The organism is Nitratireductor kimnyeongensis, assembly GCF_019891395.1.
Lineage (GTDB): Bacteria > Pseudomonadota > Alphaproteobacteria > Rhizobiales > Rhizobiaceae > Nitratireductor > Nitratireductor kimnyeongensis.
This window is the reverse complement of the sequence record NZ_CP078143.1, coordinates 2,958,142-2,981,754: the sequence shown is the minus strand read 5'-3', so window position 1 is coordinate 2,981,754 and position 23,613 is coordinate 2,958,142. Positions and strand designations below refer to the sequence as shown.

Annotated in this window: 25 protein-coding genes; 5 read left to right on the top strand and 20 right to left on the bottom strand. The window is 60.4% G+C overall.

The window, feature by feature from the left end:
• Positions 1–8: 8 nt before the first annotated feature.
• The 8 genes from KW403_RS14180 to coxB all read right to left on the bottom strand — a co-directional run bounded on the left by KW403_RS14180 (position 9) and on the right by coxB (position 6,641).
• The gene (locus KW403_RS14180; RefSeq protein WP_223020107.1) at positions 9–758 is read right to left on the bottom strand and encodes an SURF1 family protein; all 750 of its coding nucleotides are present in this window, start codon (positions 756–758) and stop codon (positions 9–11) included.
• Positions 758–1,174 (bottom strand): DUF983 domain-containing protein, encoded by a 417-nt coding sequence (locus tag KW403_RS14175; RefSeq protein ID WP_223020106.1) that lies wholly within the window; start codon positions 1,172–1,174, stop codon positions 758–760. The genes KW403_RS14180 and KW403_RS14175 overlap by 1 nt, the downstream gene beginning before the upstream one ends.
• 219 nt (positions 1,175–1,393) lie before the next feature.
• On the bottom strand, positions 1,394–2,278 hold the full coding sequence (locus KW403_RS14170; protein WP_223020105.1) for a cytochrome c oxidase subunit 3: 885 nt from the start codon (positions 2,276–2,278) through the stop codon (positions 1,394–1,396).
• A 1-nt stretch (position 2,279) separates the two neighbouring features.
• A complete protein-coding gene (locus KW403_RS14165; RefSeq protein ID WP_223020104.1) occupies positions 2,280–2,894 on the bottom strand; it encodes a cytochrome c oxidase assembly protein in 615 nt (204 codons plus the stop codon).
• A gap of 8 nt (positions 2,895–2,902) precedes the next feature.
• Positions 2,903–3,061, bottom strand: coding sequence for a hypothetical protein (locus KW403_RS14160; RefSeq protein ID WP_223022634.1), 159 nt, complete (start codon positions 3,059–3,061; stop codon positions 2,903–2,905).
• 6 nt (positions 3,062–3,067) lie between these two features.
• Positions 3,068–4,006: a heme o synthase gene (locus KW403_RS14155; protein WP_223020103.1), complete on the bottom strand. Its 939-nt coding sequence runs from the start codon at positions 4,004–4,006 to the stop codon at positions 3,068–3,070.
• Positions 4,007–4,089: 83 nt separating this feature from the next.
• Positions 4,090–5,742, bottom strand: coding sequence for a cytochrome c oxidase subunit I (ctaD, locus tag KW403_RS14150; RefSeq protein WP_223020102.1), 1,653 nt, complete (start codon positions 5,740–5,742; stop codon positions 4,090–4,092).
• Positions 5,743–5,780: 38 nt separating this feature from the next.
• Positions 5,781–6,641 (bottom strand): cytochrome c oxidase subunit II, encoded by an 861-nt coding sequence (gene coxB, locus KW403_RS14145; protein ID WP_223020101.1) that lies wholly within the window; start codon positions 6,639–6,641, stop codon positions 5,781–5,783.
• 395 nt (positions 6,642–7,036) lie between these two features.
• On the opposite strand from coxB, the gene KW403_RS14140 reads away from it, so the two are divergent.
• From KW403_RS14140 to KW403_RS14130, 3 genes are all read left to right on the top strand, one after another.
• A complete protein-coding gene (locus KW403_RS14140) occupies positions 7,037–7,507 on the top strand; it encodes an invasion associated locus B family protein (protein WP_246637969.1) in 471 nt (156 codons plus the stop codon).
• Between the two features lie 83 nt (positions 7,508–7,590).
• A complete protein-coding gene (gene tldD, locus KW403_RS14135) occupies positions 7,591–9,009 on the top strand; it encodes a metalloprotease TldD (RefSeq protein WP_223020099.1) in 1,419 nt (472 codons plus the stop codon).
• Entirely contained in the window at positions 9,009–9,710 is a 702-nt protein-coding gene (locus tag KW403_RS14130; RefSeq protein WP_223020098.1) for an NAD-dependent deacylase, read from the top strand. The genes tldD and KW403_RS14130 overlap by 1 nt, the downstream gene beginning before the upstream one ends.
• Here the strand turns inward: KW403_RS14130 and KW403_RS14125 are convergent, their stop codons facing one another.
• The 7 genes from KW403_RS14125 to KW403_RS14095 all read right to left on the bottom strand — a co-directional run bounded on the left by KW403_RS14125 (position 9,711) and on the right by KW403_RS14095 (position 16,720).
• The gene (locus KW403_RS14125) at positions 9,711–10,952 is read right to left on the bottom strand and encodes a class I SAM-dependent RNA methyltransferase (RefSeq protein WP_223020097.1); all 1,242 of its coding nucleotides are present in this window, start codon (positions 10,950–10,952) and stop codon (positions 9,711–9,713) included.
• Positions 10,949–11,683: a TlyA family RNA methyltransferase gene (locus KW403_RS14120; RefSeq protein WP_223020096.1), complete on the bottom strand. Its 735-nt coding sequence runs from the start codon at positions 11,681–11,683 to the stop codon at positions 10,949–10,951. The genes KW403_RS14125 and KW403_RS14120 overlap by 4 nt, the downstream gene beginning before the upstream one ends.
• Before the next feature lie 45 nt (positions 11,684–11,728).
• Positions 11,729–13,669, bottom strand: coding sequence for a 1-deoxy-D-xylulose-5-phosphate synthase (gene dxs / locus KW403_RS14115; RefSeq protein ID WP_223022572.1), 1,941 nt, complete (start codon positions 13,667–13,669; stop codon positions 11,729–11,731).
• Positions 13,670–13,821: 152 nt separating this feature from the next.
• On the bottom strand, positions 13,822–14,073 hold the full coding sequence (locus KW403_RS14110) for an exodeoxyribonuclease VII small subunit (RefSeq protein WP_223020095.1): 252 nt from the start codon (positions 14,071–14,073) through the stop codon (positions 13,822–13,824).
• Between the two features lie 3 nt (positions 14,074–14,076).
• Positions 14,077–15,003: a histone deacetylase family protein gene (locus tag KW403_RS14105; RefSeq protein ID WP_223020094.1), complete on the bottom strand. Its 927-nt coding sequence runs from the start codon at positions 15,001–15,003 to the stop codon at positions 14,077–14,079.
• A gap of 74 nt (positions 15,004–15,077) precedes the next feature.
• A complete protein-coding gene (locus tag KW403_RS14100) occupies positions 15,078–16,064 on the bottom strand; it encodes a hypothetical protein (RefSeq protein WP_223020093.1) in 987 nt (328 codons plus the stop codon).
• 50 nt (positions 16,065–16,114) lie between these two features.
• Entirely contained in the window at positions 16,115–16,720 is a 606-nt protein-coding gene (locus tag KW403_RS14095) for a TetR/AcrR family transcriptional regulator (RefSeq protein WP_223020092.1), read from the bottom strand.
• Positions 16,721–16,839: 119 nt separating this feature from the next.
• Between KW403_RS14095 and KW403_RS14090 the strand changes: the two genes are divergently transcribed.
• Positions 16,840–18,057 (top strand): MFS transporter, encoded by a 1,218-nt coding sequence (locus KW403_RS14090; RefSeq protein WP_223020091.1) that lies wholly within the window; start codon positions 16,840–16,842, stop codon positions 18,055–18,057.
• Positions 18,058–18,111: 54 nt separating this feature from the next.
• On the opposite strand, the gene ribB is transcribed toward KW403_RS14090, so the two are convergent.
• Together ribB and aroC are read right to left on the bottom strand one after the other, a co-directional pair.
• The gene (gene ribB, locus KW403_RS14085; RefSeq protein WP_223020090.1) at positions 18,112–19,212 is read right to left on the bottom strand and encodes a 3,4-dihydroxy-2-butanone-4-phosphate synthase; all 1,101 of its coding nucleotides are present in this window, start codon (positions 19,210–19,212) and stop codon (positions 18,112–18,114) included.
• Between the two features lie 11 nt (positions 19,213–19,223).
• The gene (gene aroC, locus KW403_RS14080; RefSeq protein ID WP_223020089.1) at positions 19,224–20,324 is read right to left on the bottom strand and encodes a chorismate synthase; all 1,101 of its coding nucleotides are present in this window, start codon (positions 20,322–20,324) and stop codon (positions 19,224–19,226) included.
• Positions 20,325–20,635: 311 nt separating this feature from the next.
• On the opposite strand from aroC, the gene KW403_RS14075 reads away from it, so the two are divergent.
• The gene (locus KW403_RS14075; RefSeq protein WP_223020088.1) at positions 20,636–20,884 is read left to right on the top strand and encodes a DUF1344 domain-containing protein; all 249 of its coding nucleotides are present in this window, start codon (positions 20,636–20,638) and stop codon (positions 20,882–20,884) included.
• 117 nt (positions 20,885–21,001) lie between these two features.
• Here the strand turns inward: KW403_RS14075 and KW403_RS14070 are convergent, their stop codons facing one another.
• The 3 genes from KW403_RS14070 to KW403_RS14060 all read right to left on the bottom strand — a co-directional run bounded on the left by KW403_RS14070 (position 21,002) and on the right by KW403_RS14060 (position 23,534).
• Entirely contained in the window at positions 21,002–21,592 is a 591-nt protein-coding gene (locus tag KW403_RS14070; RefSeq protein ID WP_223020087.1) for a histidine phosphatase family protein, read from the bottom strand.
• Positions 21,593–21,607: 15 nt separating this feature from the next.
• A complete protein-coding gene (fabI, locus tag KW403_RS14065; RefSeq protein ID WP_223020086.1) occupies positions 21,608–22,426 on the bottom strand; it encodes an enoyl-ACP reductase FabI in 819 nt (272 codons plus the stop codon).
• A gap of 157 nt (positions 22,427–22,583) precedes the next feature.
• Positions 22,584–23,534, bottom strand: coding sequence for a DnaJ C-terminal domain-containing protein (locus tag KW403_RS14060; protein WP_223020085.1), 951 nt, complete (start codon positions 23,532–23,534; stop codon positions 22,584–22,586).
• Positions 23,535–23,613 lie beyond the last annotated feature (79 nt).

Here is a 23,613-nt window from a genome sequence, read left to right as displayed (position 1 = left end):
GAACGCGATCAGGCGCTGCGTCGATTTCTTCGCCACCAGACGAAGAGCACCGCGCACAGCGCCAAGGCAAGCCCATACCAGGTGATCGCATACTGCAAATGGCTGTTCGGGAGATCGATGCGTGTCACGCCACCCACAGGCAGTCCGCCTGGATTCGGCGTGTCATCGGCGTCGACATAAAACGGCAGAACCCGGGCAGTGTCAGGCAGGCCGGCCGTGCGGGCCATCGTATCGAGATCTTTCCAGTAGAAGATATTCTTGCTGATATCATTGTCAGGAACGATGAAAGATGGCTTTTCAGCAATCCCGTTGCGGGCAAGCCCGCTGATGCGCACACCGCCAACGATCTGTCCTTCTGCGCGGGTCTCCGCCTTCTTGCGATCGAAGGGAACGAACCCTCGATTGACGAGAATGAAGCGGCCGTCCTCAAGTCGGAGCGGGGTGTGGATGAAATAGCCCGACTGTCCCTTCCAGGTCGCGAAATAGTGTCTTTCGCCCGCGTGACGGAACGCGCCTTCCACACGCATGGGACGGTATTCCACATCACCGGTTTCGGCATAGACGCGCTCGATGCTCGCCAGATCAGCCGGCTCCGCGTTGATCCGCGCCTCGATCTGCGCAAGCAGCGCCTCTTTCCATTGAAGCCGCTGCACCTGCCAGGTGCCAAGCGCGAGAAGGCAGGCAAGTACAACAAGGCTGAGAAGCAGCAGAAGCCCGGAGAGGCTGGACCGCGCGGGTTTGACTTCAGCTAGGGCCATTATCGTTCGAGTTCTCCTTGCTCCGCCTTGTTGCGATACTGAAGTGCGATCAACAGCCCCTTTATCAGGCGGAGCGCCGTCAGGCACAGCACGAGAGAGAGAGGGATCCAGAGCAGGAAATGAACCCAGAGCGCAGGCCCGAGCGTCACCTCCATCCAAAGCGCCAGCCCCACAACCAGAAAACCGATGATCAGGATAACGAACACTGCCGGTCCGTCGCCGGCATCGGCAAAGCTGTAATCGAGTCGGCAATTGTGACAATAGCGCCCGACCGTGAGAAAGCCGGAGAAGAGGCGCCCTTCGCCGCAGCGTGGGCAACGTCCGCCAAGCCCGGCGCTGATCGGGTCGACCGGTGGCCATATCGCCTGATCGACGACCGGCTCTTCAACCTTTGTGTTGTTCTGTCGCTCGGTCATGCCATTTCCATCCAGAATTGAACCGACATCGGGCCGGAATGGGCTCTCGACTCATTCATCTTCCCACCCCTTATCATGCCCCATGGGCTCTAACATGGCAGGCACATCTGGTCGACGTCGCCTCCTGCCGCACCCTCAGACAGGACGAGAAGGGGCCAAAAAAGAAGGCGGCCAGGTTCCCCTGGCCGCCTTCGCCTTCCGCATGCTCACACGGTCTTGTCAGCCATGAGCGATGGTCGCGCCCGCCGAGGCCCAGACATAGACGAACGTAAAGAGGAAGAGCCAGACCACGTCAACGAAGTGCCAGTACCAGGCGGCCGCCTCGAAGCCGAAATGCTGCTTCGGCGTGAAGGCGCCGGCCATGGCGCGCAACAGGCAGACCAGAAGGAAAATGGTTCCGACGAAGACGTGGAAGCCGTGGAAGCCCGTCGACATGTAGAACGTCGCCCCATAGATGGAATCCGAGAAGGCAAACGGAGCGTGCATGTATTCGTAAACCTGAACGCAGGAGAACAGCACGCCCAGCGCCACGGTCAGGACCAGCCCCCAGACGAGGCCCTTCCGGTCGTCTTCCAGCAGCGCATGGTGCGCCCAGGTGACCGTTGTACCTGAAAGCAGCAGGATGATCGTGTTGTAGAGCGGCAGATGGAAGGGATCGAGAACTTCCACGCCCTCTGGCGGCCACATGCCGCCGGTAAACGTGGCGCGCGTGGCCTGCACGGCTTCACCGGGGAACAGACTGGCGTCGAAGAATGCCCAGAACCATGCCACGAAGAACATCAGCTCCGAAGCGATGAACATGATCATGCCGTAGCGCAGATGAAGCGAAACGACGCGCGTGTGGTGCCCCTCATGCCCTTCGCGAATGGTGTCGGCCCACCACGAATACATGGTGAAAAGCACCAGGAAGAGACCGATCAGGAAAACCCAGAAATTGGTCACGGCGAGATCGACACCGAAAATGGTGAATTCGGAGCCATTGAGCGCCTTCATCCAGGCAATGGCGCCAATGGCCATGATCAGCGCACCAAGCGACCCCAGAAAGGGCCACGGGCTCGGATCGATGATGTGATAGTCGTGGTGTTTAGCGTGCGCGTCGGCCATGTCAGCCCCCGAGATTCTCGTTCTGATTGGTGTTGGTCTTGGGCGCGGTAGCCACCGGCGCCTTCTTCTCAAGCGGGAAGAATGTGTAGGAAAGCGTAATAGTCTTCAGGTTCTTCAACTCAGGCACGTTGACGATCTCCGGGTCGACAAAGAACACGACCGGCATGTCATAGGACTGCCCCGGTTGCAACTCCTGTTCCGTGAAACAGAAGCACTCAACCTTGTTGAAATAGGCGCCAGCCCGCGCCGGCGAAACATTGAAGGTCGCGGTACCCGACGTGGGCTCATTGGAGAGGTTCCGCGAAATGTAGGAAATCTGCTTCGTCTCGCCGAGACGCAATGTCACTTCGCGCTGTTTCGGCTGGAACTCCCACGGCACACCGTTGGTGTTGGCGTCGAACCGGACGGTGATGGTCTGGTCCAGAATCGTATCGGAATACTGTTCCACACGCTGCGTCGTACCGCCATACCCCGTCACCTGGCAAAAGAGCTGGTAGAGCGGCACTGCGGCATAGGCCATGCCCACCATTCCGCCCACCACGGCAACGCAAAGGATCGCTGCATTGCGATTTCGGTGCCCTGCTGCCTCTTTCCGGTTTTCTGGCTTGCCGCTCATGCCCCGCCTCACATCGCACGATCGAAGAGGCCCGGCCCGATCTTGGCCAGACTGCCGATATAGACGACCACGACGAAGACAGCGAGCGCGATGGCGAGCGCGATGTTGCGCTTGCGGCGTGCCTTGAGCTGCGCTTCGGTCGGTTTTAGAAGATCCTTGTCCATCATCCCGCCTCAGGAAACCAGGCCAAGGCTGGCGAGCAGCCGATCGACGAGAAGTGCCGTGAACAGCACGAACAGATAGAGCAACGAATAACCGAACAGCGCCTTGGCTGGCTTCATGGCCGTATCGCTTTCGGGCATGTGCAGAACCTGCCAGGAATACCAGATGAAGCCGGCGCCAAGGATCGCGGCGACAACGCCATAGGCCAAGCTCGCAAAACCGGCCACCACCGGCAGGATCCCGCTTGCCGCCAGAAGCAGCGCGTAGACGAAAATCTGTTTCTTGGTCGCCGTATGTCCCGCGACATTGGGCAGCATCGGAACACCCGCCCGCTCATAATCGCCAGATTTGAAGAGCGCCAGCGCCCAGAAATGCGGTGGCGTCCACAGGAAGATGATGAGGAAGAGCACTAGGCTTTCCATGCTCACCGAGCCGGTAACCGCGGCCCAACCCACGACAGGCGGCAGCGCGCCGGCAGCACCGCCGATGACGATGTTCTGCGGGGTCGAGCGCTTGAGCCACATCGTGTAGATCACCGCGTAGAAGAAAATCGTGAAGGCCAGCAGCGCCGCCGCCGCCCAATTGGCCATGAGGCCGAGCGTGGCCACGGAAAATGCGGAGAGCACCAGGCCAAACCCGAGCGCTTCGCCGGGGGTGACGCGCCCCGCAGGCACCGGACGGCTGGCCGTCCGCCCCATCACCGCATCAATGTCGGCGTCATACCACATGTTGAGCGCACCCGAGGCGCCTGCGCCGACTGCGATTGCCGCGATGGAGATCATCGCAAGCAGCGGGTTCGGCACCCCCGGCGCCATCACCATGCCCACAAACGCAGTGAAAACGACAAGCGACATGACGCGCGGTTTCAACAGCGCAATGAAATCGCCGGGCGCGGCCTCGGAAAGGCGCAACCCCGTATCGTCCATATGCTCCTGATCAACCAACGCCATGGTGTGCCTTCGTTCTGTTAATCGGCTGCGCGGCACATTCAACCATGAGCCGCGCAGCCATCAAGCTGTGTCTCTGCCTGTGATCAGCGGATCTTCGGCAGCTGTTCCCACTGGTGGAAGGGGGGCGGCGAAGAAAGCTGCCACTCAAGGGTCGTCGCGCCCTCGCCCCACGGATTTGCACCGGCCGGACGCTTCTTGGCGAAAGCCTCGAAGACACCGAACAGGAACACCAGCACCCCGATGGCCGCGAGATAGGAGCCGTAGGACGACACCATGTTCCAGCCGGCAAACGCGTCCGGGTAGTCGATGTAGCGGCGCGGCATGCCGGCCAGACCCAGGAAGTGCTGCGGGAAGAAGATGACGTTCACGCCGATGAAGGTGATCCAGAAATGAACCCGGGCGATGAACGAGTTGTACATGTATCCCGTCATCTTCGGGAACCAGTAGTACCAGGCAGCGAAGATCGCGAACACGGCACCCATGGACAGCACGTAATGGAAGTGCGCGACCACATAATAGGTATCGTGCATGGCGCGGTCGAGACCGGCATTGGCAAGCTGCACGCCCGTCACACCGCCCACGGTGAACAGGAAGATGAAGGCGATGGCCCAGATCATCGGTGTACGGAACTCGATGGAACCGCCCCACATGGTGGCGATCCAGGAGAAGATCTTAACGCCGGTCGGAACCGCGATGACCATCGTTGCAAACACGAAGTAACGCTGCGTGTCGAGCGACAGGCCGGTCGTGTACATGTGGTGCGCCCACACGATGAAGCCGACTGCGCCAATGGCGACCATGGCGTAGGCCATGCCGAGATAACCGAAGATCGGCTTTCTCGAGAAAGTCGAAACGATGTGGCTGACAATGCCGAAGCCCGGCAGGATCAGAATGTACACTTCCGGGTGACCGAAGAACCAGAACAGATGCTGGAACAGGATCGGATCGCCGCCGCCTTCAGGCGCAAAGAACGTCGTGCCGAAGTTGCGGTCCGTCAGAAGCATGGTGATGCCGCCGGCAAGAACAGGAAGCGACAACAGAAGCAGGAACGCGGTGATCAGCACCGACCAGGCAAAGAGCGGCATTTTGTGCAGCGTCATGCCCGGTGCGCGCATGTTGAAGATCGTCGTGATGAAGTTGATCGCGCCCAGGATCGACGACGCACCGGCGATATGGAGCGCCAGAATGGCAAGATCCATTGCGGGGCCGGGCTGACCGGAGGTCGAAAGTGGCGGATAAATGGTCCAGCCACCGCCCGTGCCATAGGCACCAGCCGGTCCCTGAACGAAGAGCGACATCAACAGCAGGATAAAGGCCGGCGGAAGCAGCCAGAACGAGATGTTGTTCATGCGCGGGAACGCCATGTCCGGCGCGCCGATCATGATCGGCACCATCCAGTTGGCGAAGCCACCGATCAGCGCCGGCATGACCATGAAGAAGATCATGACAAGGCCGTGCGCCGTGGTGAACACATTATACATGTGCTTGCCTGCGTCGATCGCCGCATCGCCTTCATACCCATAGACCATGGATGCAAAGCCGTGGAAGATCTGGATGCCGGGCTCTGCAAGCTCCCAGCGCATCATGACAGACATGAAGCCGCCGATGATGCCCGCGATGATCGCGAAGATCAGATAGAGCGTGCCAATATCCTTGTGGTTGGTGGAATATACCCACCGGGTCCATCCGGTTGGCTTGTGTTCGCCATGGGCGTCATGGGTTGTAGCGCCTGCCATTTCCTACCGCTCCATTTCCTCTCTAGACGTCTGCTGGCTTATTCGCCGGCAGACGCAACTTTCTGATTGCCCTCGATCGCCGCCATCAGCGCCGCGTTGGCGCCTGCCAGGTCTTCGCCTGCGGCTGCGATCCAGGTGTCATATTGGTCTTGCGCCACAACGCGGATGGCGATCGGCATATAGGCATGGTCCTTGCCGCACAGTTCCGAGCACTGGCCGTAGTAAAGGCCTTCCTTCTCGGCCTTGAACCAGGTCTCGTTGATACGGCCGGGCACGGCATCCACCTTGATGCCGAAGGCCGGCATGGCAAAGGCGTGGATCACATCGCTGGCCGTGACCAGGACGCGCACGGTTGTATCGACGGGCACGACGACCTCGTTGTCGACGGCCAGAAGACGCGGGTAGACGGATTTGTCTTCCTTGCCGGCACCGGCGCGTTCGTCGTCCTTGAGCATCAGCGAGCTGAAGGATACGGGCTCTTCCAGCTGATACTCATAGTCCCAGTACCACTGCACGCCAGTCGCCTTGATGGTGAAGGCCGGCTCCTCCTCGGGCGTGTACTGCGCCGTGAGAAGCTGGAAGGACGGCACCGCCAGAAACAACAGAACGATCACCGGACCGACCGTCCAGATAACTTCGATCAGCGTGTTGTGGCTGGTACGCGATGGCGACGTATTCACTTTCGCGCGGAAGCGCAAAATGCACCAGGCCAGCAAGGCCATCACGAGAATGGTGATCGGCACGATGAACCACAGCGTGTATTCCTCGAACCAGGTGATCTCGTGCATGATGCCGGTTGCAGCCGGCTGAAAGCGCATCTGCCAGGGTTCCGGTTGCGCAGCAACGGCACCCGTGGCGAGAAACGGCAGAGTGGCAAGGCCAACAGCGATATTCTTCATAACCCTCGTCATCTCCCGTGGCAACACGGCAAGCCGGTCTGTCCGGGATTGCCGCAAAGGGAATTCTGGCTTTTTATAGGCGCGTTCAAACCATACTCTCATTTGAACCGCAAGGAAGGCGTTGGATGCAACGTGCGGCATTTTTGCGCCCCTTCGGCAGGCTCATACTGCCGTCCATATTGAAAGTGCAATAGGACAAACGGTCGGGGCGTCCCATTTCCGACGGAATTGCCCCTAATTGTCTTTATTGTAATCTCATAAACAGGTTTTCCCAATATTTTGCCGCGACCATCCCTTTTCGCCGACTGCAAACGCGGGATAAATTGCCCTGATTCGTACGGGAGCCGGGAACAATGAGCATGTCCTTCCTAAAATGCGCTGCAGCAGCGGCCGCAATGATCGCTTTTCCTGTTCTTGGCGCGCAGGCGCAGCAAAGCGGGACGGTCCGTTCCACCCACGGTGCCTGGTCGATTCTGTGTGACACGCCTGCCGGTGCCTCCAGCGAACAATGCGCGATGATGCAGAATGTCGTTGCCGAAGACCGGCCTGAGATGGGCCTTTCGGTGGTCGTGCTGCGAACCGCCGACGGAAAGGCCGAAATCCTGCGTGTTTTGGCGCCGCTCGGCGTGCTCCTGCCGAATGGGCTCGGTCTCAATGTGGACGGCAAGGATATAGGCCGCGCCTATTTCGTGCGCTGTTTCCAGGATGGCTGCTATGCCGAGGTGATCCTTGAGGATCAGCTTGTGGAAACCTTCAAGACCGGCCAGTCCGCCACCTTCATCGTCTTCCAGACCCCGGAAGAAGGCATTGGCATCCCCGTTGATCTCAACGGTTTTGCGGAAGGTTTCGACGCCCTGCCCCGATAGTCATCGCAGATCCTGCGGGGGCTGCACTGGATTGCGCGCCCCGCCTCCCTTAAATGAGGGGGAGTTTCGACAGGATATTGTTCATGACCGCCAAATCGCTTCTCGACGCATTCGACTGTTCACCCGATCACCTGAAGTCGCTCCTCGCCGACACGATCCATGGTGCGGATGACGGAGAACTCTTCCTCGAATACCGGGAAGGAGAAGCACTTGTATTCGACGACGGGCGTCTGAAGACCGCCAGTTTCAACACCGATCAGGGCTTTGGTCTGCGCGCCGTTGCCGGAGAAGCGTCGGGCTATGCCCATTCCAGTGAATTGACGGAAGCCTCACTGCGCCGCGCCGCCGATGCCGTCTCGACGGTAAAGGACGGATATTCGGGGAAACTCGCCGCCGCGCCTGCGGGCACGAATCAGCGTCTTTATGGCGACGAGAACCCGATCATCTCCCCCGGATTTGAGGAAAAAGCCAAACTCCTGCAGGAGATCGACGGCTGGCTTCGCGCAAAAGATCCCCGTGTGCGACAGGTCACCGCCTCGCTCGCCGCCTCCTGGCAACAGGTCGAGATCATGCGTGCCGACGGCCAGATCGCCCGCGACATTCGCCCTCTTGTCCGCGTCAATGTCTCCGTCATGGTCGGAGACGGCGACCGGCAGGAGACCGGGTCCTATGGCATGGGCGGGCGCAAGAGCTTTGGCGAGTTTCTTGCAGAGGATTCCTGGCAATTTGCTGCCAGCGAAGCGCTGCGCCAGGCGCTCGTCAATCTGGAAGCCGTTCCCGCGCCTGCCGGCACCTTCGACATCGTTCTTGCCAATGGCTGGCCGGGCGTGATGCTGCATGAGGCCGTGGGACATGGTCTCGAAGGCGACTTCAACCGCAAGAAAACCTCGGCCTTCGCCGGCCTGATGGGCGAGCAGGTCGCCGCCAAGGGCGTGACCGTTGTGGATGACGGCACTATCTCGGAGCGCCGCGGTTCGCTCACCATCGACGATGAAGGCACACCATCGGGCCGCAACGTGCTGATCGAGGACGGAAAGCTGGTCGGCTATATGCAGGACCGGCAGAACGCGAGGCTGATGGGCATGGCGCCCACCGGCAACGGCCGGCGCGAATCCTACGCGCACGAGCCCATGCCCCGCATGACCAACACCTACATGACGGGCGGCGACAAGCCCCCCGAAGAGATCATCGCCTCGGTCAAGAAGGGCATTTATGCCGTCTCCTTCGGCGGCGGTCAGGTGGACATCACCTCTGGCAAGTTCGTGTTTGGCTGCACCGAAGCCTACATGATCGAGGACGGCAAGGTCACCCAGCCCGTGAAGGGCGCCATGCTGATCGGCAACGGCCCCGATGCCATGCACCGCGTTTCCATGGTCGGCAACGACATGAGCCTCGACAATGGCATCGGCATGTGCGGCAAGGCCGGACAGGGTGTGCCCGTCGGCGTCGGCCAGCCGCATCTGCGCATGGACCAGATGACCGTCGGCGGCACGCAGACCTGATGGGCTTCCAGCGCATCGTTATCCTGACCGGCGCGGGTGTCTCTGCCGAATCGGGCGTGGATACGTTCCGCGACAAGAACGGGCTGTGGTCGAAAATCGACTACCGTGACGTGGCAACGCCCGAAGGGTTCGCCGCCAATCCCGCACTGGTGCATGATTTCTACAATATGCGCCGGCGCAAGATCGCGGAGCTGGAACCCAATGATGCGCACCGCGCACTCGCCCGGTTGGAGCGCGACTTTGCAGGCGGTGTGCTGCTCGTCACCCAGAATATCGACGACCTGCACGAACGCGCCGGCTCGAAAAACCTCATCCACATGCATGGCGAACACCGAAGCGCGTTTTGCACCCATTGCGGCGATCGCAGCCGGTGGGAAGGCGACATGTCGCCTGAAACGCCCTGCCCTGCCTGCGCCACAGTCGGACATTTGCGCCCCGATGTCGTGTGGTTCGGAGAAATGCCCTACCAGATGGAGCGGATCTACGGTGCGCTCCGCGCTGCCGATCTCTTCATTTCCATTGGCACTTCCGGCAATGTCTATCCGGCAGCACAATTCGTGCAGGAAGCCGGCCGCCATGGGGCACATACGATCGAACTCAATCTCGAACCTTCCGATACGTTCGACGATTTCGACGAGGCCATTCACGGCCCGGCCAGTCGGGTCGTGCCCTCCTATGTCGATATGCTTTTGAAGAGCTGATCAACGCCGCTTCGGTTTCTTTTCCAGAAGCGCGACCGCTTCCACGTGCGGTGACCAGAGAAACTGGTCGATCGGAACAACCCGCGTGACGCGGTAGCCCCCTTCCGTGAGGATCGCCAGATCCCGCGCCAGCGTGCCCGGATTGCAGGAAACTGTCGCAATCCGTTTCACGTTCGAACGCGCAAGCTGCTGGCACTGGAATTCGGCGCCCGCACGCGGCGGATCGAACACCAGACCGTCGAATTGTGCCAGTTCCTTCGTCAGCAGCGGACGGAGGAAGAGATCGCGCTTTTCCGCCGTCACCGGCTTCAAAGACGGCCATTGCCGCGCAGCAATATCGAGCGCCGACAGCGCAATCTCATCGCCTTCAGCCGCATAGACCCGCGCCTTCTGTGCAAGCCGCAGCGCGAATGTGCCGCTGCCTGCAAAAAGATCGGCAACGTGTTTGCAGCCGTCCAGATGCGTGCTCACCAGCGCGGCCATGGCCTCTTCCGCTGCGAGCGTGGCCTGTAGGAACCCCGCTGGCGGAATAGCCACCGGCACGTCTGCGAACATCACGCTGGGCTTCCGGCCTTCCACGATGGTCTCGCCATCGGCGGAGAGCCGGGCAAAACCCTTTTCCAACGCCAGATCGATCACCGCCCGGCGCTGTTTTTCGCCAAGCCGTCCCGCGCCCAGCGCTGCAATGTCGAGACCGGTGCGGGTCTCCGTCACGGTCAGGTGAAAGGGTTTCGGCGTCGCCGCGATGGCCTTGGAGAGCACCCGCAGGTCCTCAAGCGCGGCGACAATGCCGGGGGTTGCCACCGGACATTCCTCGACCACGACGATGCGGTGGGATTGCGCGGCATTGAAACCCAGAAGAACCTCCGACCCCAGGCGCCTTGCGGTAAACGTTACCCGCCGGCGCGAATGCGGCGGGCAGGCAAGCGTTTCATCGACCTCGGTTTTGAGGCCGCGCGTCTCCAGCGCGTTCACGACCTTCTCGCGTTTCCAGGCGAGATAGGCGTTGCCTTCAAGATGTTGCACCGCGCAGCCGCCGCAATCACCGAAATGCCGGCATGCCGGCTCGACACGCTCTGGTGAGGCCTCGCGCACAATCGACTTGGTGGCGCGGCCCTTGCGCAGTTCCGCATCCACCACTTCGCCCGGAAGCGCAAACGGCACATAGGCAGATCCGGTCGGCGTCAACGCCACGCCATCGCCCTGCGCCCCCAAATGATCAATCGTCAGCGTTTCGCTCATCGGTCCTTGCGCCCGGCCAGAAGAAATTCACGGTTTCCGTCTCCGCCTTCGATGGGCGAAGATGCAAGCCCCATGGCCCGCCAGCCGGCATTCGTCCCCAGCCAATTTTCCAGATCGGCGGCGATTTCGTCAGCCTGTGCCGGATCGCGCAGCAAACCGCCTTTGCCGATGGCCTCACGGCCCGCCTCGAATTGCGGCTTGACCAGAAATATGGCCCGCGCGCCCGGCGCGGCAAGCGTCAGTGCCGGCGGCAGGGCGAGCTTGAGCGAGATGAAGCTCACATCCGAAACGAGAAAATCCGGTGTCCGCGCGCCCAGATGTTCGCTATCGAGATGCCGCGCATTCACCCCCTCCAGAGAAGTGACGCGCGGATCGCCGGCTATGCGGGTATCCATTTGCCCGGTGCCTACGTCAATGGCCGTCACATGGGTCGCGCCGCGCTCAAGAAGCACCTGTGTGAACCCGCCCGTCGATGCCCCGATATCGAGCGCCTGGCAACCGGCCGGATCGAACCCGAAGACATCGAGACCATGCAGCAATTTCAGCGCCGCGCGCGAAACATAGGTGCTTGCCGGATCGTCGACCTTTACCTCCACAGCGGTAGAAACCGTCTGGCCCGGCTTCTTTGCCGGCACGCCGTCAACCTTCACCGTGCCTCGCAGGATCGCATCACGCGCCCGAGCGCGGCTGGCGAAAAAACCACGGTCCACAAGCAACTGGTCGAGCCTCATCCGGCTACCCCGCGACAGGTTTTGCAGCAGAGCATTTTCTTGCGATCAGGCACGCGCTGCGCTTTCCGCACGCTGGCCCAAGGCCGCAAACACCGTGCGCACAATCGCGCCCGCATCAAGCCCGGCATCCTCCAGCATGCGCTCGGGCTGGGCATGATTGACGAACCGGTCGGGCATGGCCATCGGCCGCACTTTCACGCCGCTTTCAAGCAAGCCCTCATGCGCCAGAAAATTCAGCACATGTGAACCGAACCCGCCAATGGCGCCCTCTTCGATTGTGATCAGCACCTCATGTTCGAGTGCCAGACGCCGGATCAGCTCCCGGTCCAGCGGCTTTGCAAACCGCGCATCGGCAATCGTTGTCGAAAGCCCGGCTGCATCCAGCTCATCCGCCGCCTTCAGACAGTCCTCCAGCCTGCTTCCGAGCGACAGAAGCGCCACCTTCGTGCCCTCGCGGATCACCCGTCCCCTGCCAAGTTCCAGCACCTCGCCACGTTCCGGCATCTCCACACCGACGCCATTACCCCGCGGATAGCGGAAGGCTATAGGCCCCTGATCGTGTTCGGCGGCGGTGCGCACCATGTGCCGCAGTTCCGCCTCGTCGGCGGCCGCCATCACGACGAAATTCGGCAGGCTGGCGAGATAGGTGATGTCGAAAGCGCCGCAATGGGTGGGACCGTCCGCGCCCACAAACCCTGCCCGGTCGATAGCGAAACGCACCGGCAGGTTCTGCAGCGCCACGTCATGCACCACCTGGTCATAGCCGCGCTGCAAAAACGTCGAATAGATCGCCGCAAACGGGCGCAGCCCCTCCGTTGCCAGTCCGGCGGCAAATGTCACCGCGTGCTGCTCGGCAATGCCCACATCGAAGGTCCGCTTCGGAAATTCCTTTTCGAACAGGTCGAGCCCGGTGCCCGATGGCATGGCCGCCGTCACGGCGACGATCCGCTCGTCCTCGCGCGCTTCCTGAACCAGCGACCGGGCGAAGACCTTTGTGTAGCTCGGTGCATTGGCAGGCGTCTTGGCCTGCGCCCCTGTGATGACATCGAACTTGTTGACGCCGTGATATTTGTCGGCGGCGGCCTCCGCCGGCGGATATCCCTTGCCCTTTTTCGTCACCACATGGATCAGCACCGGCCCTGTGCCATTGTCGCGCACGTTCTTCAAAACCGGAACGAGATGTTTGAGATTGTGCCCGTCAATCGGGCCAATGTGAAAGAAGCCCAGTTCCTCAAACAGCGTGCCGCCGGTCACATAGCCGCGCGCATGTTCGACAGCGCGCGTGATGGCCCGATCAACGCTCTCACCGAGATAGGACGTCAGCTTCTTGCCGAGATCGCGCACACCCTGATAGGTGCGTCCCGATGCGAGGCGCGCCAGATAGGCGCTCATCGCGCCCTGCGGCGGGGCAATCGACATGTCGTTATCGTTGAGAATCACGATCAGCCGCTCGCCCAGTGCACCCGCATTGTTGAGCGCCTCATAGGCCATCCCGGCCGACATGGCACCATCGCCGATGACGGCGATCACATTGCGTTTTTCGCCTTTCAGCCGATGCGCAACGGCCATGCCGAGGCCCGCCGAAATGGAGGTGGAGGAGTGCGCCGTGCCGAACGGATCGTATTCGCTTTCCGAGCGTTTGGTGAACCCGTAGAGCCCACCCTCCTGGCGCAGCGTGCGGATGCGCTCTCGCCTGCCGGTGAGGATCTTGTGCGGATAGGCCTGGTGGCCCACATCCCAGATGAGTCGGTCGCCGGGCGTGTCGAACACATGGTGCAGCGCCACGGTCAGTTCGACAACGCCGAGCCCGGCACCCAGATGCCCTCCGGTCTTCGAAACCGCATCGATCAGTTCGGCACGCAGCTCGTCGGCTAGCTGGGGAAGATCGTCAGGCGAAAGGGTTTTGAGATCGGCTGGCGTGCCAACCGTATCAAGAAGAGGAGTGTCGGGTGGCGAATTCACGCGCGTCACCTCGGCTGTTTGCATCACATCGACATAGGGCTTCAGCCAGGCAAAGTAAACGCAATGGGATGAAACAGTACAGTTTCTTTGAAATCTACACTCACTACGCTTGAATACAAAACAACCTCCGTACAAACAAATGTACAAAGACTGCTGACCTCGGAGTTACTCGGATCTCAGCTCTCGTCGAGCGGTTCGCTGCCGACAGCCTGCCCCTCGCGCGACAAACGGATCTTCTCCACCTTGTCTTCCGCGGCCTTCAGAAGCTGGTCACAGTGCTTTTTCAGCGCCTCGCCACGCTCGTAAATCTTGATCGACTGGTCGAGGGGCACATCGCCGCGCTCCAGATCCTCAACGATCTTTTCCAACGCTTCAAGTGCCTGCTCGAAGCTCATGCTCTTGATTTCGTTGTTGGCTTCTTCGGCCATGTCTCACCCCTTCAACAAACGGCCGACATGCGCAGCGACCGACACGGAAAGTCCCTGCAGGTCGTACCCACCTTCAAGCAAGCTGACAAGGCGCCCCTGTGACAAACGGTCGGCCCGCTCCATCAGAACGCCGGTCGCCCAGTCAAAATCCTCAGCTTCCAGATTGAGTTCAGCCAACGGATCGCGCCGATGGGCGTCGAAACCGGCAGAAATGACGATCAGGTCCGGTGAAAATCGGTCGAGTGCAGGCAATACCTTCCCCTCGAACGCCTCACGAAACGCCTCCGAACCGGACCCGGCAGGCAGAGGCGCGTTCACGATGTTGCCGGCGCCCGTCTCATGGGCAGCACCTGTTCCCGGATAAAGCGGCATCTGGTGCGTGGAGCAGTAGAGCACGCTCGGATCATCCCAGAAGATGTCCTGCGTACCGTTGCCGTGATGCACATCCCAGTCGACGATGGCGACGCGTTCTGCGCCATGTTCCCTTTGTGCGTGCCGGGCCGCAATGGCGGCGTTGTTGAACAGGCAAAAGCCCATGGCCCGGTTCTTCTCGGCATGATGGCCGGGAGGACGCCCCGCAACGAAAACGTTCCCGGCCTCACCGGAAAACACGTCGTCGACACCGGCCACAGCACCACCAATGGCCGTGAGAGCAGCTTCAAGGCTTTTCGGACTCACGGTGGTGTCATCGTCGATCACCGCCAGCCCATCGTCCGGAATGCTGGCCTTCACCTTCTCGAGATGTTCGACCGGATGCGCAAGAAGCACCGCACTTTCATCCGCCAGCGGCGCCTCCAGCCGCTGCAGATAGGCGAATGGCTCGTCGTCCAGCCGGTCGACAATCACCCGCAGGCGATCGGGCCGTTCCGGGTGACCAGGCGGTGTGATGTGCTCACGACAGATCGGATGCGTGTAGAAACGAGTTCTCATACCCTGAGTGTAATGGCCAAACCGTGGCTTGGCCATGACAGGCATAGGCGCTCGGGGCCCGTGTCAACAGGGTTTCACCCGGTTGGTTTCGCAGATGCCGTGCCAGATCGGACACCAACGGTGTCCAAAGCCCGCTCCTTCAATTCGCGGAACTGTTTGGATGCACTGCTCAGCCGCTCATCCCATTCGCGATTGGGTGTCTGTCCTTCAATCACCTTGAAATAGACCGACATCAACGCAGCAATGGCAAACGGTTCGATGAGCGCGGCCTTCACCGCCCAGGCAAACACGATCGCCAGCACGAATGCCCAGCCAGCCAGCTGCCCCGGCATGGCATAGAGGATGGCGCCCGCCGGTGCGAGCATGACAAGGAAAACGACAAAAGTCAGAAGCCACATGAAGAGTGCCAGCCAGACGGCATTCTTGAGCATGGTCTTGCCATTCTGCGCATAGAGCACCACGCCCTGCCGAGCAGTCTCGAACGGTTTGTTCGAACCGATGCGGATGTTGTACCCAAGAATGATCTCGTCAACATAGGTCAGTGCAATGCGGATGACCGTGTTGACGAAACGCATCAGCGTGTCGAGCCCCGGAATGGGCAGAAATCCCGCAATGCCGCCCAGAAGCCCGGTCAGAACCCGGATCACGCCCTTTACGAGCTGATCAAGAACGAACAGCACATTGGCTTCGGCAAAGCGCGCAGTGACTTCCTGCCGCGCATAGGTGATCTGGTTTTTGCCGTCGGGTACATCCTGACCATCGATCAGATGCACCATCACCGCGATATGGCCGGCCTTGACGATGTAGAGGATGTATTCGCGGATCCAGTAGACGATGGCGGAAACCAGTCCGAAACCGGCAATTCCGCCCCAAAGGGCAAATGTGCCGGGGCCGCCCGGGTCGCTGGAGACATGGCCGACGCCATAGCCTATGCCTGCCCCCGTTCCGGTGGCAAAAATATACGCCACTGTGATCCCGAAATAGACGACCATGCGCAAAACGATGAACGGCCAAGTCCGGCCCATGATCGCCAGCGTTCGACCAATATCAAAATCCCACATGAAACAGCCCCCTGCCAGTTACAGGGAGCATGAACGATGATGCAGGATTGTCAACCTGCGGTAGCCGTCCCTTTTCGCAATCCCTCAAGCAACCGTTCAAAAGCGGCCACGGCTCGTTTGGATGTCGCCTCGGGATTGTCGGAATTGGCAATCCAGAGTGATGCAAGGAAGCTCGCCCCACTGATAAGCCGCGCCGTGGCTTCCGGATCCGCAACCTCCGCCAGGCCGGCATCCACGAGCTTTTCCAGACTGCGGGTGAGCGCGTTTATGCAAGAGGGCTGGTTGGGCCAGTTGAATGGATCGCCAAGGACCGAAGGACCATCGAGAAGCATGATGCGCTGGATTTCGGGTTCGAGCGCCATCTCGATATAGGCGACACACTCGTCGACAAATCCCTTCCAGGGATCGCTGGCACGCTGTGAAACGCCCTTGAGCCTTTCTGTCATCTCGCCATCGATCTGCATGATGACCGCTTCGAACAGCCCCTTTTTGCCGCCGAAATGGTGGTACAGCGCGCCGCGTGTCAGACCTGCGCCTGAAGTAAAATCATCCATCGAAGCATTCGCGTAGCCAACTCTGCCGAAGGCATCCCGCGCTGCGGCCACCAGTTTGGCTCTGGTTTCGGCAATCATTTCGCTGCGCGGTTTATGCACCATTCGAATCTCCATTCACATATGCGGCGTATATCAATTGACATACATCGCGTATGCCATTATCTGATCTACATACGCAGCGTATGTAAATCACCATCATTCCTGCATCAAGGATCATTCCAATGCCCAACCCCTATCGCCAGATTTTCAAGGCACCGGGCTCCAAAGGTTTTGCCGCAGCCGGTTTTTTTGCCCGTCTGCCCATTGCCATGGCTCCCATCGGCATTGTCGCCATGCTATCACAAACCCACGGTGAGTATTGGCTTGCCGGTGCTGTCGCGGCCACCTTGGCCCTCACCAATGCCTTCGTAGCCCCACAAATCTCGCGGCTCGTGGACCGGCGTGGCCAAAGCGCCATATTGACGCCCTTCACAACCGTTTCCGTGATCGCGTTTCTCCTGCTCATTACCGCGGCCAATCGTGACTGGCCGTTGTGGACGCTGTTTGCCGCGGCCCTCGCCGCAGCCACCATGCCAAGCATCCCGGCCATGGTGCGATCCAGATGGACGGAAATTTTCCACGGTCGCCCGGAGCTCAACACGGCCTTCGCTTTCGAATCGGTCGCAGACGAACTTGTCTACATTGCCGGGGCTTCGCTTTCGGTGGGATTGAGTGTGTCGCTCTTTCCCGAGGCCGGCATGTTGGCCAGCACGCTCTTTCTGGCCTTCGGAACGGCGGCTTTCGTGCTGCAGCGCTCGACAGAACCCGGCATTCGTCCGGCCGAGGAAGGACCAGCGCACTCAGCAATCCGCCTGCGCTCGGTGCAGATCGTCACGCTTGCCCTGATCTTTGTCGGTGCGATCTTCGCCACCGCCGAGGTGAGTTCCGTGGCAATCACCAAGATGCTCGGCCAGCCAGGTGCCGCCAGCCTCGTCATCGGCGTCTACGCCGTTGGCTCTTTCCTCATCGGCATTGTCATCGGCGCCCTCAACCTCACAATGCCCCTGCAACGCCAGCTCGCCATTGCCGTGACCGTCATTGCTGTTACCACGGTGCCGCTTCTCTTCGCCGACACAGTGCCCCTGCTCGCCGTGGCGGTCTTCGTCAGCGGCCTTGCCGTCTCACCCACGTTCATCACCGCATTCGGCGTAATCGAGCGCCGTGTTTCGCCGGCCATGCTCACAGAAGGCATTACCTGGGTCATGACCGGCATCGGGATCGGCATGGCGCTCGGTTCGTTCGTCGCCGGCTGGGTCATAGATCTCTACGGGCCTCAAAACGGGTTCTGGGTTTCCGCGGTGGCCGGCTTTTCGGCGCTGCTGACGGTCTTGCTTGGTCAGAAGAGCCTCGCCGGCGAGCGCCGCACGGCAGCCGGTGCCACATTCCAGCCGGCTGAGTAGCGCCGCAGACTTCATTATGAGACAGGCCCGAACAAGTCGGGCCTGTCTCATGGGTCAAACAATATCGGTCGAGGCGATCTCGATGCCGAAGCCTTCAAGCCCGACATAGTGCCGCTCCCGCGAAGCCATTAATTTGATGGAGGAAATGCCGAGGTCCTTGAGAATTTGCGCCCCCAGGCCGATCTCTCGCCATTCGCTCTCGCGCCGCAGGGCTTCGTCATGGTCCTCCCGGTCGCTTCCCGCCGGGCGGCGGCGGTTTTCATGGGCAACGCCCACCGAACCTTCCCGCAGATAGACGAGCACGCCACGTCCAAGCCCTGCCATACGCTCCATAACTTCGCGCAGCCGCTCTTCCTTGCCGAAAACGTCCGTCACCACATCCTCCGTGTGGAGCCTCACGGGGATATCCACCCCGTCACGGATGTCTCCGAAGACAATCGCCAGATGCTGCATCGCTTCCCAGGGAAGCGTATAGGCATGCGCTTTCGCCGGGCCGCTCGGCGTGTCGATGTCGAAACTCGCCACCCGCTCCACCAGCGTCTCTTGCCGTTGGCGATAGGCGATGAGATCGGCAACCGAAACCTGCATCAGCCCGTGTTGTTCGGCAAAAGCCGAGACCTGCGGACCGCGCATCACGGTGCCGTCATCATTGACGAGTTCGCAGATGACGCCGATCGGCGGTAGCCCAGCGAGTTTGCAAAGATCGACGGCCGCCTCCGTATGGCCCGAGCGCATCAACACCCCGCCCTCGCGGGCAACCAGCGGAAAAATGTGGCCCGGGCGCACGAAGTCACCTGACCCCACATTGGGGTTTGCCAGATTGCGAACGGTCAGCGTGCGATCCTCGGCGGAAATACCGGTCGTGGTGCCATGCTTGAAATCGACGCTCACGGTAAAGGCGGTCGAGTGCGGCGCATCGTTCTCGGCCACCATGGGCGCCAGATTCAGCCGTTTCGCCTCGCCGCCGGGCATGGGCGCGCAGACAATGCCCGATGTATGGCGCACGATGAAGGCCATTTTTTCGGGCGTGCAATGCACCGCCGCGACAATGATGTCGCCCTCGTTCTCGCGCCCGTCATCGTCCATGACGACAACCATCTCGCCTTTTTCGAAGGCGCGCAGGGCTTCGACGACCTTTTTCTGATCATAGGGCATTGAACACTCCGTCAGATGCGGCCGGTCTGGCCACGATGGCGCAGATAATGATCGGCAATCGCGCAGGCAACCATCGCTTCGGCAATCGGGACGGCACGAATGCCCACACACGGATCGTGCCTGCCCTTGGTAAGGACATCGACCTCATTGCCATCCTTGTCGATGCTCTGGCGCGGTGTCAGGATCGATGAGGTCGGTTTCACCGCAAAACGCGCGACAATGGACTCTCCGGTTGAGATGCCGCCCAGAATGCCGCCTGCATTGTTGCTCAGGAAACGCGGCGCGCCGTCATTGCCCATGCGCATTTCGTCGGCGTTTTCCTCTCCGGTAATCCGGGCTGCCTGGAACCCATTGCCGATTTCGACGCCTTTCACGGCGTTGATCGACATCAGATTGGCGCAGATGTCCTGATCAAGCTTGGCATAAACCGGAGCACCGAGCCCCACCGGCACACCCTCGGCCACCACCTCAATGACCGCGCCCACCGAGGAACCCGCCTTGCGAACGCCATCGAGATAATCGGTAAAGACTGCGACGGATTGTGGGTCCGGCGTGAAAAACGGGTTCTCCGCATCGCCAATGAAATCCCAGTTCCAATTCGCCCTGTCGATTTCCTTTTCGCCCATGGCGACCAGGGCCGCACGAACATTCATGCCGGGCACCACCTTGCGTGCAAGCGCTCCAGCGGCAACACGTGTCGCCGTCTCGCGCGCCGAAGAGCGCCCACCCCCGCGATAGTCGCGCAGGCCGTATTTCGTCTCATAGGTATAGTCGGCATGACCAGGACGGAAACGCTTTGCGATCTCGCCATAGTCCTTGGAGCGCTGATCCACATTCTCGATCATCATGGAAACTGGTGTTCCGGTGGTGATCAGCGTTTCGCCATCCTCGTCCGGCAACACGCCTGAAAGGACTTTCACCGCATCCGGCTCGCGCCGCTGTGTCACGAAGCGCGATTGGCCCGGGCGCCTTTTATCGAGTTCTGTCTGGATGTCGGAAAGCGTGAAACGAATGCCGGGCGGGCATCCGTCGACCACACAGCCGATCGCCGGGCCATGGCTCTCACCCCAGGTGGTGACACGAAAAAGATGGCCGAATGTATTGTGTGACATGAATGCAGGCTTCCAACAATCGATAGGGCCGGCCATCCAGATATCCTCGAGGGCCGGTAATCCCGCTTCTATTGGCGTTTGGGAAAACGGTCAAACCGGATTGGCTCGTGCGATTGCCTCGTGCACCGGCATTCCAACACAACATGCCCGGTTTGGCTGCTTTCGGAACGGAAACAATCGGTGGCGTTGCTCCGTGTGGAACACGAAATGATCAAGTGTTCCACACACTAGTTTTGACACAATTAGGCGGTTAATATCTGCTTCGCTTTCGCGCCGTTCTATCGGTGCTCATGTCGAAAAAGAGGTATGGAATGCGCATCTTTGCAGCCGCATTGGGCTTACTTTTGCTCGTCTCCTCAGCCTTTGCCCTGGACACCGAGGGGCGGGTTGCCAATGTCGACCCAGAAAATCTCACCATTACGCTGGAGAATGGTCAGATCTTCAAACTGCCAGCCGAGATGGATGTCTCCGCCATCGAACCGGGCATGAGCGTTATCGTCGCCTATCGCGAAGTCGACAATGGCGTGAAGCAGATCACCGACATGCTGTTGCCCGACTGATCCTGATCCGGGATTCTGCAACTCTTTTCAGCCAGGTGGAATCACGTGCCTTCCGCATAAACGCGGAGAAACCGTTGGATAGAGCGGAGCAGCGTTTCCGTGAAACGGTGAACCGTTCTAAAGCCACTCTGCCGTCCCGTCCTGGAACCGCAATATCCTGTCTTGTGGAATGGTAAGTGCTGCAGCCTCATCGCTTGTGGCATGCCCCGTCAGGTACAGCAGCGACCGGATGACCCCGCCATGGGTCACACAGACCGTGGGGCCGGACAACTCGCCGAGCCACGGCTTCACCCGTTCGGCCAGTCTCTCGTAGCTCTCGGCGTCTGCACCCGGAGGCACGAATCCCCACTTGTCGTGGGAACGAGCTTCGGTGCTTCCCGGATTGGCCGCTTCCAGTTCGGCGTAGGTGAAGCCCTGCCAGTCACCGAAGTTCAGCTCCATCAGCCGTGGATCGGTTCGATATCCCTCGCGCGGCAGGTCGAGACCGGCACGCACACGCTCCATCGTTTCGCGCGTACGCCGAAGCGGGCTGGCCACGAAATCGAAGCCATCCGCATCATGGTTCAGAAGATCGGCAAGGCGGATTCCGTTGCGGTCAGCCTGAACCTGGCCGACCGTATTGATATCCGTATCGGCCTGTCCTTGCAGGCGCTCCTCGGCATTCCACGCGGTCTGACCGTGGCGAATTATATACAATAATGGAAGCACGATGCGCCTTCGTATCTACTCCGTGACGACGGAAATATCCGGAGCGTCGACCGCCTTCATGCCGACGACATGATAGCCAGAGTCCACATGCAGGATTTCACCCGTTACGCCGCGCGAGAGATGCGAGAGCATGTAAAGGGCCGAATCGCCCACCTCGTCCGTGGTCACAACGCGCTTCAGCGGCGAATTATACTCGTTCCAGCGCAGGATATAGCGGAAATCGCCAATACCGGAGGCGGCAAGCGTCTTGATCGGACCTGCCGAAATGGCGTTGACGCGGATGTTGTTGCCGCCCATGTCGACGGCCAGATAGCGCACGCTCGCCTCAAGGGCTGCCTTGGCCACACCCATGACATTGTAGTGCGGCATTACCTTTTCGGCGCCGTAATAGGTCAGCGTCAGGATGGATCCGCCATCGCTCATCAGCGGTTCGGCACGCTTTGCAATCGCCGTCAGCGAATAGACGGAGATATCCATGCTGCGCAGGAAATTTTCGCGGCTCGTGTCGACATATCGTCCGGTCAGCTCGTCCTTGTCGGAGAAGGCCACCGCATGGACGAGAAAGTCCAGCTTGCCCCATTCCTTCTCGAGCTTTGCAAACACCGCATCGACACTGTCCATGTCCGTCACGTCGCAATGGCCGGCGACAATCGCGCCCAGTTCTGCGGCCAGCGGCTCGACCCGCTTCTTCAACGCGTCACCCTGATATGTGAGCGCCAGCTCTGCGCCGGCATTGGCACATGCTTTCGCAATGCCCCACGCGATCGAGCGGTTGTTGGCGACCCCCAGAATGAGCCCGCGCTTTCCGGCCATCAGGCCATTGCCATTTGTCATGGAATGGTTCTCCGAATCCAATTGCCGAAGCGTCATGCTTTCACCTGAAGGCGCGCCGCTTCATCATCCTGTGTCTTTTTCACCCGCATCTGCCCACGATTCTCCGAAGGCGCAACGCGATAAGCCGGCAGCCCTATCGCACAGCCCGGCCAAGGCATCAAGCAGATTGGCGGAACAATGCTTCCAACGCGGGGTCTCCGCCTTCCGGAAGCATGATCTGGATATGCGCGTAGAGATCGCCATTGCCTTCGGTCTTGCGGGGCAACCCGCGGCCTTTGAAGCGCATGGTCTTTCCCGAACTCGTCCAGGCAGGCACGGTCAGAGCAAGACGCCCCGTCGGCGTTTCGACAGGCACTTTGGCGCCCAGGACAGCATCGCGGAGGCTCACCGGAAGATCCACGTGGAGATCGCGTCCCTCGATCCGGTAGCGCGGGTGCGCCTTGAAACGCAGTTTCACCAGCGCATCGCCCCGCTCGCCGAACGGCGTTTCCTCACCCTGCCCCTTGAGACGGATGGTCTGGCCATCTTCCACGTAGCGCGGAAGTTTCACCGCAATGCGCCGTCCGCCGGGAAAGACCGCCGTCACCTTCTCTGCTCGGGCCACGTCCTCGATATCCACATCGAGTGTCGCATTCAGATCGCCCATGCCGCTCGGACGCCCACCGGCGCCACCGGCTCCGGCGCGTCGCCCGCGCCCGGCGCCTGCCTGCGAAAAAGCGTCACCGAAAATCTGACTGAAAATGTCCGCCCCGCCGAAACCAGCGCCATCGGGGCCGCCGCTTCTGAATTCGAAATGCTGGGCTCCCGGCCCGCCACGGGCAGATCGGCGAAAGCCCGCAAACGGATCGCCGCCCGCACCAGCGCCTTCGAAGCCTGCAAAGCGGGGTTTGCCCTCAGCGTCGATCTCGCCGCGATCGAAAGCGCCGCGCTGCTTCTCGTCACCCAGAATTTCGTACGCCTGTCCAATCTCGGCGAACCGCTCCTTGGCCTTGGGATCGTCGGGCTTCTGATCCGGGTGGTACTGTTTCGCCAGCTTCCGGTAAGCCGATTTTATCTCCTTGGACGAGGCGTTCTTGGCCACGCCCAGAACGTCATATGGATTGCGCATGTGCAACTCTGTCTTTGGTCGTCACCCATTATAGGGCAAAACGTCGTGAATTGGGGATGTCGCTTCCTATATGCGTTTG